At 74.1% G+C, this 14856-nt stretch carries 12 protein-coding genes and 1 pseudogene; 7 read left to right on the top strand and 6 right to left on the bottom strand.

From position 1 onward, the window contains the following. Positions 1-49: 49 nt before the first annotated feature. From FHG89_RS12595 to FHG89_RS12575, 5 genes are read right to left on the bottom strand one after another with little or no spacing between them, the layout of a single operon-like run. On the bottom strand, positions 50-433 hold the full coding sequence (locus FHG89_RS12595) for a DUF742 domain-containing protein (RefSeq protein ID WP_425280171.1): 384 nt from the start codon (positions 431-433) through the stop codon (positions 50-52). Next, the gene (locus FHG89_RS12590; protein WP_139584568.1) at positions 408-857 is read right to left on the bottom strand and encodes a roadblock/LC7 domain-containing protein; all 450 of its coding nucleotides are present in this window, start codon (positions 855-857) and stop codon (positions 408-410) included. The genes FHG89_RS12595 and FHG89_RS12590 overlap by 26 nt, the downstream gene beginning before the upstream one ends. Beyond that, positions 854-2752 carry a sensor histidine kinase gene (locus FHG89_RS12585; protein ID WP_139584567.1) on the bottom strand — a complete coding sequence of 633 codons (1899 nt, stop codon included), beginning with the start codon at positions 2750-2752 and terminating at the stop codon, positions 854-856. The genes FHG89_RS12590 and FHG89_RS12585 overlap by 4 nt, the downstream gene beginning before the upstream one ends. Further along, the gene (locus FHG89_RS12580) at positions 2749-5325 is read right to left on the bottom strand and encodes a helix-turn-helix transcriptional regulator (RefSeq protein WP_208760946.1); all 2577 of its coding nucleotides are present in this window, start codon (positions 5323-5325) and stop codon (positions 2749-2751) included. Before FHG89_RS12580 ends, FHG89_RS12585 begins: the two co-directional genes overlap by 4 nt. A 5-nt stretch (positions 5326-5330) precedes the next feature. Next, a complete protein-coding gene (locus tag FHG89_RS12575) occupies positions 5331-6599 on the bottom strand; it encodes an Hsp70 family protein (RefSeq protein WP_167517399.1) in 1269 nt (422 codons plus the stop codon). Positions 6600-6886: 287 nt separating this feature from the next. On the opposite strand from FHG89_RS12575, the gene FHG89_RS12570 reads away from it, so the two are divergent. From FHG89_RS12570 to FHG89_RS12540, 7 genes and pseudogenes are all read left to right on the top strand, one after another. Continuing rightward, positions 6887-7780: an IniB N-terminal domain-containing protein gene (locus FHG89_RS12570; RefSeq protein WP_139584565.1), complete on the top strand. Its 894-nt coding sequence runs from the start codon at positions 6887-6889 to the stop codon at positions 7778-7780. Positions 7781-7895: 115 nt separating this feature from the next. Continuing rightward, positions 7896-9743, top strand: a complete 1848-nt coding sequence (locus tag FHG89_RS12565) for a dynamin family protein (protein ID WP_139584564.1) — start codon at positions 7896-7898, stop codon at positions 9741-9743. Next, the gene (locus tag FHG89_RS12560; protein WP_208760945.1) at positions 9740-11200 is read left to right on the top strand and encodes a P-loop NTPase family protein; all 1461 of its coding nucleotides are present in this window, start codon (positions 9740-9742) and stop codon (positions 11198-11200) included. Before FHG89_RS12565 ends, FHG89_RS12560 begins: the two co-directional genes overlap by 4 nt. An 80-nt stretch (positions 11201-11280) precedes the next feature. Beyond that, entirely contained in the window at positions 11281-11550 is a 270-nt protein-coding gene (locus FHG89_RS12555; RefSeq protein ID WP_139584563.1) for a metal-sensitive transcriptional regulator, read from the top strand. Between the two features lie 152 nt (positions 11551-11702). Then, positions 11703-13103, top strand: a complete 1401-nt coding sequence (locus tag FHG89_RS12550) for an MBL fold metallo-hydrolase (RefSeq protein WP_139584562.1) — start codon at positions 11703-11705, stop codon at positions 13101-13103. 15 nt (positions 13104-13118) lie between these two features. Beyond that, positions 13119-13715, top strand: coding sequence for a rhodanese-like domain-containing protein (locus tag FHG89_RS12545; RefSeq protein ID WP_139584561.1), 597 nt, complete (start codon positions 13119-13121; stop codon positions 13713-13715). Beyond that, positions 13712-14470, top strand: a pseudogene (locus FHG89_RS12540) (sulfite exporter TauE/SafE family protein); the annotation flags it as partial. The gene FHG89_RS12545 and the pseudogene FHG89_RS12540, both read left to right, overlap by 4 nt. Positions 14471-14490: 20 nt before the next feature. On the opposite strand, the gene FHG89_RS34420 reads toward FHG89_RS12540, so the two are convergent. After that, positions 14491-14808 (bottom strand): hypothetical protein, encoded by a 318-nt coding sequence (locus FHG89_RS34420; RefSeq protein ID WP_208760944.1) that lies wholly within the window; start codon positions 14806-14808, stop codon positions 14491-14493. Positions 14809-14856 lie beyond the last annotated feature (48 nt).

Raw genomic sequence — 14856 nt, 5'->3', positions numbered from 1 at the left:
CCCCCTCACATCGTCACCGGGCGCGCGCGGCCGCGGTCCGTCCGGTCGCTCACAGAGCGCGGAGCCCGACGAGTATCGACTCGAGCAGCTCCGCGGACGGCAGCTCCGACAGCGTCGGCGGTTCGTGCGTCTCGATCAGGCCGGCCGCGAGCAGGTCACCGAGGAGCACCCGGACGGTCCCCAACGGCAGGTCCAGTTCGGCGCCGACCTCGGCCACCGACACTGGATGGTGACACAACTCCACGATCCTCGCCTGTTCGGGGAAGAGCGGTGTCCGCGGGGTGGCCGCCCGCCGGGCGACGACAAGCGAGATGAGGTCGAATTGGCCGCGCTCGGGCGCCGTACGCCCACCGGTCATCGTGTACGGCCGCGCCACCGGCCCGGCGTCGTCGTCGTACCACGCCTCGTCAGCGGAGTCGTTTGTGGACACCAGCGTCCCCGCTCCGTACCGAGGAGGCCGGTTCCAGGCTGACCGGCAGGTGCCGTTCGGCCTGCCCGACGAAGAGCGCCACCTCGTACGCCATGTCGCCGACCTCGGCGTCGTCCCCGGCGATCCGCACCGTGAGGATGGTCCCGTTGCGGATGGTGGCGACGAACAGGAACGCCCGCGACATCTGCACCACGATCTGACGCAGCTCGCCCGCGTCGCAGGTGCGGGTGGTTGCCAGTCCCAACGCCAGCAGGCCGGCGACGACGCCGGAGATCTGCTCGGCCAGCTTCGCGCCCACATGGCGGGAACCCCCGAGGGGCAGACCGTCCGGGGAGAGCACCACGGCGAACTCCGCGCCGTGGACCCGGTCGACCAGCCGGTCCAGGGCGCCGGTCAGGCCGTCCCCGGTCACCACTGCGTGCGTCATCGATGTCTCCTTGTTGCTCGCGCGACCGGCAGCTCGACGGTGTCGGGGCCGGCGCTGCCGGGGTTGGGCCCGATCGGCCCGGGTTGACGGATCCGCATCGGCAGGTCGCCGCCCAGGTCGATCCCGCCACGTGGGTGCGGTGCGCCGGGATGCCGCGGCGCGGGCCCGTCGTCGGTGGCGCTCGCCGTTACCAGGCCGTTGGGCAGCAGGACCACGGCCGCCGTACCGCCGCGCTGACTGCGACGCAGCGACACGTGCGCGCCGCAGCGGGCGGCCAGCACGGCGGCCGTGTACAGGCCCGCCGGACCGGTGGGCGGGTCGCCCGATGGCGGGTTGCCGAGCAGATGGTTCGCGTCGGCCAGCGCGTCCGCGTCGAGGCCGGGCCCGTCGTCGACGACCAGGACGGCGCAGCCCTGCGGCCACTGCTCACCGGCGACCCGGACGGTGGTGTCCTGCGGTGAGTGGGACAGGGCGTTCTCGACCAGTTCGGCAAGCAGGTGCACGACGTCGGTGACGGCGGGGCCGGAGAGGGACCACGGCCAGTGCGGCGCGATGAGCACCCGGTGGTAGTCGGCCACCTCGGCGACCGCGCCCCGTGCGACGTCGAGCAGCGGCACAGGCCGCCGCCAGCGACGGGCCGGCGTCGCGCCGGCCAGGGCGATCACCGTCTCCACGTTGCGGCGGACCCGGGTGGTGAGGTGGTCGAGCTGGAACAGTTCGTCGGTCTCCTCGGCGGACCGTTCCCGCCGCTGCATGGTGTCCAGCACACTTAGTTGGTCACGCAGCAGCGCCTGGTTGCGGCGGGTCAACCGCAGCACCAGTTCCCGCGCGGCGGCACCGTCCTGGACCGGCGCCGCCGGGGCCGGGGCGTCCTGGACCGGCGCCGCGTCGGCGGGGGAGTGGGCCAGCCCGTCGGTCAGCCGTCGCAGCAGGCCGGCCCAGCTCAGCAGGACCGCGATCACCGCGATGAGCCCGAGGCCCAGCACCGCGCCGGTACGGGCGACGAGCACGGCCGCACCCGGCGTGGCCCGCTCCACACTGCCTCGGGCCGACGCGGTCACCAACTCGTGCAGGGCGACGAGGACTCCGTCGACCGCCTCCCGCCAGCCCGCCCGGGTGATCCCGTCCACGACCGTGGCGGTGTCTGTCCGCGACAGCGCCTCCTCCAGGGCGAGCAGGTCCGTGAAGGGCGGACCGGCAGCCAGCCGCTGCTGCCGCGCCGGCAGAGCCGCGACCGCCTCGCCGAGCGCGTACCGCTGATTGCTCACCAGCGCGACCAGTCCACGCCGCTCGTCGCGGTCGAACCGGGCGCCGGCCAACGCGGCGCTGACCAGCGTGTCCTCCCGGGCGAGCAGTTCACGGGCGCGCGCCAGCGCGATCACCGTACGGGTGTCGGCGGCCAGGTCACTCTCGTACGCTCCCCACTCCGGGCCGTACACGGCGAAGGCGACATCGACGAGCTGGTCGTACCCGTCGACGGCTCCGGCGCGGTCGAGCCGCCCGGCGTCCACCTGGGAACGGATGGTGCCCAGGCCGTTCAGCCGCCGGACCAGCTCGTCGGCCCGGTCCCGTACGGCGCCGGCGGTGAGCAGTCGAAGGTCGTTGCCCTCGGTGAAGGCGCGAACCTCAGCCGCCGCCCGGTCGGTCCCCCCACGTGCCGCCGCCAGCGCGGGATCCGCCGACCCGGCCCCGGCTATCGTCTCGACGGTCAACCGGCGCTCGGTCTGCAACCCCAGGACCAGCCGGTCGATGGGCTGGCCCAGCGTCTCCGCCAGGGCCCGGACCCGCAGCAGGTCGACCGCGTCCTGACCGGTCAGGTAGGCCGCGTACGACCACAGCGTGAGCAGCACGGCCGCCAGCGCGACGAGTCTGGCCCGGATCCCTGGTCGGGTCATCGGGTCGACCGCCGTGGCCACGGCTGTCCGGCGGTGTTGCTGGCCCGGTCGGCGACGACGGTCCGCAGCAGCGCGAGCAGTTCCGCGCGGTTGGCGCAGTTGAGCCGGCTGCGCATCCGGGCCACGTGGTGCTCGACGGTCTTGGCCGAGATGAAGAGCCGGTCGCCGATCTCCCGGTAGGTCAGCCCGGCCAGGACCAGTTCGGCCACCTCGTACTCGCGGTCGCTGAGCCCTGGCTGGGTGGGGCCGGTGATGGCGTCGGCGACAGGCGCGGCGCCCTCGCCGGTTGCCGGCCGCTGCCCGCCGTCGACGCCGGCCGGGCGGCCCTGCAGCGCCCGCGCGCATTCCAGCAGCGTGGTCATGGCCCTCCGGTCGGCGGTACGGATCGCGGCCTGCCCGGCGAGTCGGGCGCCGTCCCACCACAGGCCGGTGTCGTGCAGCCCGCGCGCGGCGGTCTCCACCCGCACCGGGTCGACCGCGCCCCGCAGCACCTCCACCCAGCTCTCCGCCGCCGCGGCGACGACGGCGGCGTACCGGCTGTGGCCGGCGGCGGCGAGCAGCGCGGCGACCCGGTCGTCGGCGACGGCCGGCTCGTCGGCCAGGATCGCCGCGTGCAGGCCGCTCCAGTGCAGCGGCACGCTCCACAGTGGCGGATCGTCCAGCCGGTTCAGCAGGGATCGGCCCTCGCGCAGGTACGGCTCCAGGCGGGCCAGGTCACCGAGGCGGGCGCCCGCGATGGCGAGCTCACCCAGCGGCAGCAGCGTGAACAGGTCCACCGGGTGCCGCACCACGGCCTCCAGGGCCTGCCCCCAGCCGCCCTTGAGCGTTCCGAGGTCGCTGTTGCGCCGGGCGATGCCCATGCGCAGCGCGGCGGCGAAGAGCAGATCGCGGGACTCCAGCGGGCGCCCGTCGGCCGTGGTGGCGGCGAGACGGTCCGCGGCGGCGGCCGTCTGACCGCGGACCATCAGAATCCAGGCCTGCAACAGGCGGTGCCGGCGGGTCATCAACGGGCCGCCGACACCTGCCGCCAGCGCCCGGTGCAGCACCCGTTCGGCGATCTCCAGCTCACCACAGTGCACTGCGGTCAGGGCGGCCAGCGCCGCCGGGCTGTCCGGCAGGAGCGCCGCCCGGCCGTCCGGCTCCAGCAGGGCGGCGGCCTGCACGAGCGCGGAGAGAGCGGCGGTCGGCGGGCCGGTGACGCTCTCGCGTACCCCGTCGGCCATCAGTCGGGCCGCGCTGGCCCGCAACGTGGGCGGTTCGCCGGCCGGGTCGTCCGCCGGCGCTTCGCCGGCGGCGGCCAGGTCCCCGCCGGCCAGCCCGCCGACTGTGGCGAACGCGACCGACGAGGCGCTGCCCGACCACCGGTACAGCTCCACGCTGCGACCGACGTGCCCCCGGTGCGCCAGGGCGGTCGCGGCCACCACGGCCGCCTCGGCGCGTTCGGCCGGCGGGGCGGTGGCCAGCAGCCGGTCCGCCAGTCGCAACGCGTCGTCGAGGTTGCCGGCGAGGGCCGTGGCGAGCGCCTGCTGGGCGCTCGCCGGCGCGCCGGCCGCCGTGGCCGCCGCGAACAGGTCGGCGGCGAACGCCGGCTCGTCGGCCAGCGCCTCCGTGGCGGCGGCCGTCAGGGTCGTGGCCGGGCAGTCGGCGAGCGCGCCGGCCGCCCGCAGGGAACGGACCAGCGGCAGGACCGCGCCGCCGCGGGCCAGTTGCAACTCGGTGAGCCGGCGCCACACGGCGGCGCGGTCGGTGGCCGGGCTGAGTGCCGTGACGACCCGCCGGACGATCGGCGCGAGCCGGCCGTCGGCGCCGATCAACCCCGCCGCCCGGGTCGTGGCGATCAGCTCGTCCACGGCCTCCGGTTCCTGGTCGAGCAGCGCGCCGAGCATGCTCACCGGCAGGGGGACGCCCGCCGCGACCGCGAGCAGCAGACGCCGCACGGCGGTGGGCTGTGCCTCCAGATCCGGTCCGAACTCCAGCAGGACCGACCGGGGTGGCTCCACCGGAGCGCCGGGCGGGGCGTCCGCGCCGGCCAGCGCACGGGCCAGCCGCTCCACGTACCGGGGCACCCCGGCGGTCTGCGTGTGCACGAAATCCACCAGGTCGCCGCGTCCACCCAGCTCGGACACCGTGGCGAGGTAGGCCGCGGTCAGCTCCCGGGTGAACGGGCCGAGCAGCACCGCCTGCCCGTCCCGTCGCAGGACGTCCGCCAGGTCGGTGAGCGCCGCCGACCGGGGCCACGGGCGGTACGCCACCACGAGCCGGTGCCGGCGGCCGGCCACCAGGCGCAGCAGCGCGCCCAGGCGTGCGTCGTCGAGCAGGTGCGCGTCGTCGATGAGCACCAGCGCGTCCGGGTCGACGGTCTCACCCGGCTCGGGGGCGCTCATGCGTACGGCGAACCCGGCCCGCTGGTGCGCGCGGGCCACCTCGGTGAGCAGCGCGGTCTTGCCGTGCCCGCCCGGCCCGCTCACCCCGACGACGAGCGGACCCCGGGGGTCGCGGCCGACCAGGTCCAGAAGGGAGCCCGCCCCCCTGCCCAGCAGCAGTCGGGACTCGGCGACGTCATTCATGATCATTGCGGTCATCCTTCGCGTCCCCGACTGAGGGTCAACGCCAGACGGGACGCCTTCGGCAGGTCCAGTGGGAGGATCCGGACCGGCGGACGGGGAGGTGGGTCGGCCGGGACGGGAGTGTCGTGGTGCGGGCGGCGCGGCACCGGGAGGGCGGCCCGGGCGGGACCCGCCTGCTCGCGTACCGGAGCCGGGCCGCCGACCGGAGCGGGCCGGCGCGGCGACACCACCTGGCAGGCGGCCATCGCCGCACCGGTCGCGGCGGTCAACTGCGAATCGGGCTGCACCTCCACGGGCACCGCGACGGCCGCCCCGATCAGCTCGGCGACGAGCGGGATGCGGGCGGAGCCGCCGGCCAGCAGGACGGCGTCGAGCTGCGCCGGCGTCCGGTCGGCGCCGTGCACCGTGCGGAGCAGGAGGTCGACGGTGGCCTGCACCGTCGGGCGGATCATCTCCTCGAACTGTGCCCGGGTCACCGGAATCCGCGCCGGGCCGCCCGGCAGGCTCACCACCACGTCTGCCGTCAGGTCGACGGTCAGCTCGCGCTTGACCCGGGCGCACTCCGCCCGCAGGCCGCGCAGGGCGGCCTGGGTGCCCCGGCGCGCGCCGGCCGCCAACTCCCGGGCCAGCACGGTACGCACGTGCGTGGCCAGTGCCTCGTCGAAGTCGGCGCCGCCGATCGGGTCGAGACCCTGCGGGGTGCCGAAACCCTCGTACGTGCCGCGCGGGGTGCGTCGCACCAGCGCCGCCTCGAAGCTGTTGCCGCCCAGCGCGTAGACCGCTGCCGTCGTGCCGGCGAACCCGCGGGCCGCGTGGCTCTCCGCCACCGTCACCGTGCGGGGCAGGAGTGTCACGTGACGCAGGCCCAGGTCGGACAACGCCCGGTGCAGCAGATCCCGCCGGTACGGGCGCCAACCGGCCGGGTGACTGAGGACGATCGCCTCGGCCGGCGCCCCCTCCAGGGCGTGGACCCGGTCCACCACCCACCCCGCCAGCTCCGCGGTCAGCGTCTGCGGCGCGCACGCCTCGCCGCCGAGCAGCAGGGGCACGTCGTCGCCGATCCGGCGGACGAAGTCCCGGGTGGTGCGGCTGCCGTCGTCGGTCGGCGGCTCCCCGACGCGCAGCGAGCCGTCCTCCGACAGGTACAGCACCGACGGTACGAGATGCGAGTCGGCGCCGAGCCCGACGGGTTCCGGGCGCGTCCAGGTCGTGCCGTTACGCCGTGCGACGGCGGCAGCCGTGTTGGTGCTTCCGATGTCTATCCCCAGGACGTACCGCATCCGTCTCATCTCTCCCCGTGAGGTGGCCGGTCGGTGGGCGCTCGCGCCGACGACCACCCCCGGCGACCCCCGTGGGCTCCTACGTTCGTACCAGAGATCGCTCCCTGGTCGGGACCCTAATCTGGCCGGGACGGTTCCCCCTGTCCCCCTAACGTACGAAGCGGCGGAGCCCCTAGTTCAGTGGGATCGGATGCGGGCCGAACCCCGATGTCCGGGGGTGCCCCCGGTCGTAGCGTTCCTGTCGACGCAAGACGGTCGCTGACGCCACATCCGAGGAGAACCGGCACATGGACTCGCAACAGACCCTCCACGACTTCGTGCTCGACCTGCTGACCAACCCCGACGCGCGGTCGGCGTTCGACCTCGACCCGGAGGGGGCGCTGCACGCCGCGGGGCTCACCGACATCACCGCCGCCGACGTGCAGGACGTCGTCCCGCTGGTGGTCGACTACGCGCCGGGGCAGGGTCTCGCGCCGCTCGCCCCGGTCGTCGGCCAGCTCGGCCTGGACCCGCTGGTGACCGACACCACCGACGTCGTCGGCCAGTTGCAGAGCGTGGCCCAGCAGATCAGCGTCACCAGCTCGCCCAGCGGCCTGGACGTCAAGGCGGGCGTGCTGGGCGCCATCGCGGTCGACCCGAGCGCCGTCGCGGTCGGGGTCACCGTGCTGCCGGGGATCGGCCTGGGCGTCGGCCCGAGCGGTCTGGACACCGACCTGACCGGCGTGAACGACGTCGCGCACACCCTCGACGCCGACGTGGTGCAGCCGGTGGACGGCATCACCGACCCGGTTATCGGTGATGTCACCGGCACCGTCGGCAACACGGGCGGTCTGCTGGACACCACCGACCACGGCCTGCTCGGCGGTGACCTGACCGGCGGCGTCCTGTCCGGCACCCAGGGTCACCTCGGCGGTGTCGTCGGCTCGCTCGGTGTCGGCGACACTCTCGGCGGGCTGGGCCTGGGCGACGGCGGCGCGGTCGGCGGCGTCCTCCCGCCCCTGGACGTGCCGTCCACCGTGGGCGGTGTGACGCACCAGGTGGAGGGGCTCCTGCCCGGCGTCACCGGCACCGTCGGTGACGTGACCGGCGGTGTCACCGACGGTGTGCTCGGCGACACGCACGACGGGGGGCCCGCCTCGTCGGACCACGGTCTGCTGGGCATCACCGGGGGCCTGCTCTGACGGGGTCTCCCACCTGGAGCGGAAGGCCGGACCGTCTCGGGCGGTCCGGCCTTCTCCAGTTCCCCATCCGGTCCCTCTTGATAATTGAGCCGAAATCCGCACACTTGGTGCGGTGATGGCGGGGATCTGGTTGGACGCTCTGGACGAGATCGCCCGTACGTGCAGCGCGCACGGGCGAGACGACCTGCTCGAAACGGTGCGGCAGAAGCGTGCCCAACTGCTGGACCCGAAGCTGCGCGTCCTGGTCATCGGCGAGCCCAACCAGGGCAAGAGCCAGCTGATCAACGCGATCATCAACGCGCCCGCCTGCCCGGTCGGCGACGGGCGCACCACCGTCCTGCCGACAGTGGTGCAGCACGCCGAGGCCGCGTACGCCGCGGTGGCCCAGGCGCCGGCGCCGGGTCGAGGCGGCGGCACGGCCGTGGTCACCGTCGAGCGGACCCCGGTGGCGCTCAACCAGGTCGCGGCGGGTGTGGCCGGCACCGTCGGGCGCCGGTCCGGCGGCGGTCCGGCGTACGTCGAGATCGGGGTGCCCCGCGCGCTGCTCGGCGCGGGACTGGTGCTTGTGGACACTCCCGGCGCCGACGAGGTCGCCGCCGTCGGCGGGGCGGGCCCGGTCGCCTCGCCCGGTCGCGCGGACACGGTGCTGCTGGTCTCCGACTCCACCCGGGAGCTCTCGGTCACCGAACTGGACATGCTGCTGCACGTCATGCGCTCGCACCCGAACGTGCTGGTGGTGCAGAGCAAGACCGATCTCGTCGCGGACTGGCGCGCGGTGGCCGAGCGCAACCGCCAGCACCTGGCCGACGCCGGCATCCCCGCGCCGGTGATCCCGGTCTCGGCGACGCTGCGGCTGCGCGCGGCCACCGCCGACGACCGGGATCTCAACGCCGAGTCCGGCTTCCCCACGCTTATCGCCCGGCTGCGCCGCGACATGTCCGGCAAGGCCGACCAGTTGGCCCGTGGCGCGGTGCAGGCGGTGGCCCGGACGGTGGTGGAGCAGTTGGCGGCGCCGCTGCGGGCCGAGCTGGCGACCCAGGAGGCCGAGGAGCAGTCCGGGCCGATCTCCCGCCTGCACGCGGCGCAGCGTGAGGTCGACGAGCTGCGCCGCTGCTCCACCCGCTGGCAGAACACCCTGAACGACGAGGTCGCGGACCTGCTCTCCGACATCGAGTACGACCTGCGCGACCGGACCCGGCAGATCCTGCGCGCGGTGGACGACGCGTTCGACACGGCCGACCCGCTGGTCGCCTGGGACACCTTCCAGGACTGGCTGGAGCGCAGCCTGGTGGAGGCGGCGGAGGCGAACCACGAGTGGCTGATCCAGCGCTGCGACTGGATCGCCCGTCGGGTGGCCGCCAACTTCGCCCGGTACGGCTACGAGGTGCTGCCGCCGTGGTCGATGACGATGCCGGACGACATCGGCGAGCGGCTGCCGGAGCTGGAGCGGCCCAAGATCGACCGGTTCACCACGGGGCAGAAACTGTTCACCGGCATGAAGGGCTCGTACGGCGGGATGCTGATGTTCGGTCTGGCGACGACGCTTGCCGGAATGCCGATGATCAACCCGGTCTCGGTAGGTATCGGCGCGCTGTTCGGCGGCAAGAGCATCCGCGACGAGAGCAAGCAGCTGCTGCGTCGTCGGCAGGCGACAGTGAAGACGGCCATCCAGCGGCACGTGGACGACGTCTTCGTCCGCGTCATCAGGGACTGCCGCGACGCCGTGCGGCAGGTGCAGCGGATGTTGCGGGATCACTTCACGGGGCTCACCGAGGAGCTTCAGGAGGCCATCGTGCAGTCGTTCCGCAGCGCGAAGCAGGAGGCCGACACCGACGCGGCCCAGCGTGAGCAGCGCCAGCGCGAGATCCGGTTGAAGATGACCCGGTTGGCCGCCGTCTACGAGCAGGCCCAGCAGCTCAGCGGCGCCCGTGCCACCCCGGGGCTGTTGGAGCCTCGGGCGTGACCGTCGGCGTACGCCTGGACGAGGCGGCGTGGGGGTTGCTGCACCAGGCGCTCGACCTCTACCGGGCCAACCCGCGGGCGGTCGGGCAGTTGCGGCACCAGGTGGCCCGGCTGGAGGAGCCGCTGCGGATCGCGGTCGCCGGCCCCTGGCGTTCGGGCAAGTCGACAATGCTGAACGCGCTGATGGGTGAGGAGGTCGCGCCGGTCGAGGGAGCCGATGGCGCCTTCACCTGGTATGAGGACGCCCCCGCGCCGCACGCCACCGCGTACCCGGCCGGTCAGCCCCCGCAGGAGCTGACGGTGGTCAAGTCGGCGACCGGGATGCGGGTGGATCTGGGCTGGGGCGCGGGGGAGGTGCGTGACGTCGTGGTGCGGTGGCCGACGCGAGCGCTGCGGCAGGTCACGTTGATCGACACCCCGGCACTGAGCGGCACCGGTGAGCGGGGCCGCGTGTCCGTCATGGACCGGGTGCTGCGCGACGCGGACGCCGTGCTGTTCCTGACCCGCGACGGTCGCGACAGTGATCTGCGGGTGCTGGAGTCCGGCCGGGAGAGCGCCGTCGGCCAGGCCGCCCCGGTGAACGTGATCATGGTGCTGTCCCGGGCGGACGAGATCGGCGGTGGTCGGATCGACGGGCTGCTCACCGCCCGCCAGCTGGCGCGACGGCACTACCGCGATCCCCGGGTGGGCGCGCTGGCCGTGAACGTGGTGGCGTGCAGCGGGTCGGTAGGACTGGCCGGTCGGATGCTCAGCGAGTCGGACTTCGCCGCCCTCGCGACGCTGGCCGGGGTCCCCCGCGCGGAGTTGGACCCCCACCTGCTCTCCGCCGACCGCTTCCGCCGTGGCGACCTGCCGGTACGGATGGACCCGGACCTGCGTGCGGCCCTGCTGGACCGTTTCGGTCTCTTCGGGATCCGGTTGGCGACCACCCTGGTCCGCTCCGGTTTCGACAACCGGGTGAAGCTCTCCGCCGAACTCATCCGCCGCAGCGGCCTCACCGAACTGCGCGAGGCGGTGACCCGCTGCTTCATCGACCGCCGCGACACACTCAAGGCGAGGTCGGCGCTGGCCGCCGTGGAGGCCCTGCTCCGGGCCGAGCCGGTCCGGGGTTCCGCCGAGCTGGCCGCCACGATCGAGCAGATCCTCGCCGGCGCCCACGAGTTCCGGGAGTTGCGCCTGCTGGTGGCGTTGCGACACACCCGGCTCGGGTTCGACGCCGAGCTGGCCGCGGAGGCGCAGCGGCTGATCGGCGGCGACGGGGTGGGGCTCGCCGCCCGACTCGGTGTCGAGCACGAGGCGACCGTGCAGCGGCTCTGGGAGGTCGCCGCCGACGCGCAGTGGCGGTGGCGGGACCGGGCGGAGGACCCGGCGCTGCCGCTGGCCCAGCGCCGTGGCGCGGAGGTGGTCGTCCGCAGCTGCGAGGGGATGCTCGCGGAGTTGGCCGCGGGCGGCCGCTGAGCCGCGCTGATGGGTGGGACCCGTCACGGTGGCAGCGCGGATACCCCCTGGGGTATGGTTCGGTGCAGGAGGTGGCGAGGATGAAGCTTCGACCCGAGATGACCGGTGAGGCGCTGACCCGGCTCAAGCGAGCCCGTGGGCAGCTGAACGCGGTGATCGAGATGATGGAGGAGGGTCGGGACTGCCGGGAGGCGCTGACCCAGCTCGCCGCCGTGTCGAAGGCCATCGACCGGGCTGGCTACAAGATCATCGCCTCGGGGATGCGGCACTGCGCGGATGCGCGCGATCGGGGCGATCAGCCCGAGATGACCGAAGAGGAGTTGGAGAAGCTGTTCCTCGCCCTGGCCTGAGACGCCGGGGCTGAGGAGCCCTCTGGTGGGTGACCACCCTGCCCGCACCGCGTGATCCCGGTGTCGGCGGGTAGGCGTCGCGCAGTCGCAGACGTCTGCCTTCCACATACCCCGGGGAGTATTCCAGTATCTGGAGAAAAGGAGTACGCCACATGACAGTCCAGGTGTCCGTCATCGCGACCTCGTCACTGGGCGACCGCAGCTACCTGGCCTCGGACGGCCAGCGGGCGGTGGTGGTCGATCCGCAGCGCGACGTGGACCGGGTGCTGGCGCTGGCCGGCAGGCTCGGGGTACGCGTCACGCACGTGCTCGAGACGCACCTGCACAACGACTACGTCTCCGGCGGACTGCACCTCGCCCGGCTCACCGGCGCCGAGTACCTGGTGTGCGCCGACGACGAGGTGGCCTTCGACCGTCGGCCCGTGGCCGACGGCGACATCGTCACCGTGTTCGAGGCGTTGCGGATCCGCGTCGTCGCCACACCAGGACACACCTTCCACCACCTGTCGTACGTCCTCGACGAGGCCACCGACGGCGGGTGGTCGCCGGTCGGCGTGTTCACCGGAGGGTCGCTGCTGTTCGGCACCACCGGTCGCACCGACCTGCTCGGCCAGCAGCACGCGCACACCCTCGCCCACCACCAGCACGCCTCCGCCCGGCGGCTCACCGACCTGCTGCCCGACGGCGCGCAGGTCTGGCCCACCCACGGCTTCGGAAGCTTCTGCTCCGCCAGCCAGGCCGATGCCCCCGAGTCGACCATCGGTCGGGAGAAGCAGGCCAACCCGGTCCTGCGGCTGGCCGCCGACGAATTCGTCACCGACACCCTCGCCGGGCTCGACGCCTACCCCGCGTACTACGCCCACATGGGTGTCGCCAACGCGGCCGGCCCGGCGCCGGTCGACCTCAGTCCCGTGGCGCGCGCCGACGCGGCCGAGCTGCGGCACCGGATGGACGCGGGGGAGTGGCTGGTCGACCTGCGGCACCGCAGGGCGTACGCCGCTTCCCACCTCGCCGGGACGGTCAGCCTGGGCCTCGACGGACCGATGTCGACCTGGCTGGGCTGGCTGATCGACTGGGGTGTCCCGGTCACCCTTCTCGCCGAGACACCCGAGCAGGTCGCCGCCGCCCAGCGGGAGCTTGTCCGGATCGGCATCGACCGGCCCGCCGCGCGCGCCACCGGCACCCCTGACGAATGGGCCGCCAGCCGGGACGACCTGCGTGAGCTGGCCGTCGCCGACTTCGACGCGCTGGCCGCCGCCCAGGCCGGGAACACCCCCGCCGGGCTGCCTGACCCGCAGGTCGTCCTCGACGTGCGGATGGCCAACGAGTGGAGGGCCGGCCACGTGGCCGACGCCGTCCACATCCCCCTGCCCGACCTGCCCGGACGCCTGGCCGAGGTGCCCCCCGGGGCGGTGTGGGTGCACTGCGGCTCCGGATACCGGGCCGCGGCCGCCGCGTCCCTGCTGGCCAACGCCGGACGCGACGTCGTCCTGATCGACGACTCGTTCGGCCGGGCCGAGCGGGCCGGCGTCGCGATGACCACGACTTCCTGAACCGAACGAGGAGACATGAACCCTTCCCACCCGCACACCCTCGACGCGACCGCCCTGCGCGAACTGCTCGACTCGGGCCGTGCGCCCCGGGTGCTGGACGTGCGCACGCCGGCGGAGTTCGAGTCCGCGCACATCCCCGGCTCGTACAACGTCCCCCTCGACCTGCTCCGCGAGCACCGCGACGAGCTGCGTCGGCACCTCGACGAGGACGTGGTGCTGGTCTGCCGCTCCGGGGTCCGGGCCGCCCAGGCCGGACAGGCCCTCGACCGGGCCGGTCTGCCGAACCTGAAGGTCCTCACCGGCGGCATCCTCGCCTGGCAGGCCACGAACGCGCCCGTCAACCAGGGCCGGACCCGTTGGGATCTGGAACGTCAGGTACGCCTCGTCGCCGGCTCCATCGTGCTGCTCAGCGTCCTCGCGTCGGTGGTGCTGCCGGGCGCCAGGTGGGTCGCCGCGTTCGTCGGCGCCGGCCTGACCTTCGCCGCGATCAGTAACACCTGCGCGATGGGCATGCTGTTGAGCAGGCTGCCCTACAACCGGGGCGCGCGCTGCGACCTGGACACCGTCGTCGGTCACCTGCGCGACCGGAATCCGGCGGCGAGCCGGCCGTGACCTCTCTGGTCCTGACCCTCGCGCTGGCCGTGGCCATCGGCGTCAGCCTCGGCCTGCTCGGCGGCGGCGGCTCCATCCTCGCCGTGCCGCTGCTGATCTACGTCACCGGTCTGCCGGTCAAGGAGGCCATCGCCACCTCGCTGTTCGTCGTCGGCGTCACCAGCGCGGTGGCCCTCGTGCCGTACGCGTGGGAACGGCGGGTCCGTTGGCGTACCGGCCTGGTCCTCGGTCTGGCGGGGATGGCCGGCGCCTACGGGGGCGGGCGCCTCGCGGAGGTCGTCCCCGGAACGGCGCTGGTGAGCGTGTTCGCGCTGATGATGCTCGCCACCGCGGTCGGCATGATCCGTGGTCGTCACGCCGCGACGGACGAGCCCGGTGAGAGCGTCGGACGAGAACTGTCGCCGGTGCGGACCATCGCCGTGGGTGCGACGGTCGGGGTCGTCGCCGGGCTCGTCGGCGCGGGCGGCGGGTTTCTCGTCGTGCCCGCGCTGACTCTGCTCGGCGGTCTCCCGATGGCCGTGGCCGTGGGCACCTCCCTGGCCGTCATCTCGATGCAGAGCCTCGCCGGGTTCGCCGGTCACCTCGCCGCCGTTGCGGTCGACTGGACGCTCACCGCCGCGCTCACCGGCGCCGCGGTCGCCGGCAGCCTCGTGGGGAGCCGCCTCTCCCGCCGCGTTCCGGAGCGTCGCCTGCGTCCTGCGTTCGGCTGGTTCGTCCTGGCGGTGGGCGTTCTCGTCCTGGGCCAGCAGCTGCCGGCCCTGGCATCGTAGGACGCTCAGGATCGCGCGAGCGTGCTGGTTTCCCGGTGCACGCCCTCACCCCGGCCGACGGCCGGGTGGTCGTGGTGGTGCGGAACGCCGACGGTAGCGAGGCGTCGGTCACCGTCGACCGTATCGTCGCCGCCACCGGCTTTCGCCCCGACCACTCCATCGCCTCGGAACTGCGCCTGGACCTGGACGGCCGCCGCCCGCGACGTCCAGCTCGACCTGCCCGAGACCGGCGTGTGCAGCAGCAACGCCGCCGCCTCGGCGACCGGCGACGGCTGCTGCGGGCCGGCGGCGGAGCCCGAGCCGCCAGGCCGTGGCCTGGCCACCGGCGGCTCCGGTGGGCTCCGGTCCGCGCCGCTCAGCCTCGTCGCGCT

The sequence above is a fragment of the Micromonospora orduensis genome, assembly GCF_006228125.1.
In the GTDB taxonomy this organism is placed as follows: domain Bacteria; phylum Actinomycetota; class Actinomycetes; order Mycobacteriales; family Micromonosporaceae; genus Micromonospora; species Micromonospora orduensis.
This window is presented reverse-complemented; position numbering and strand designations above follow the sequence as displayed.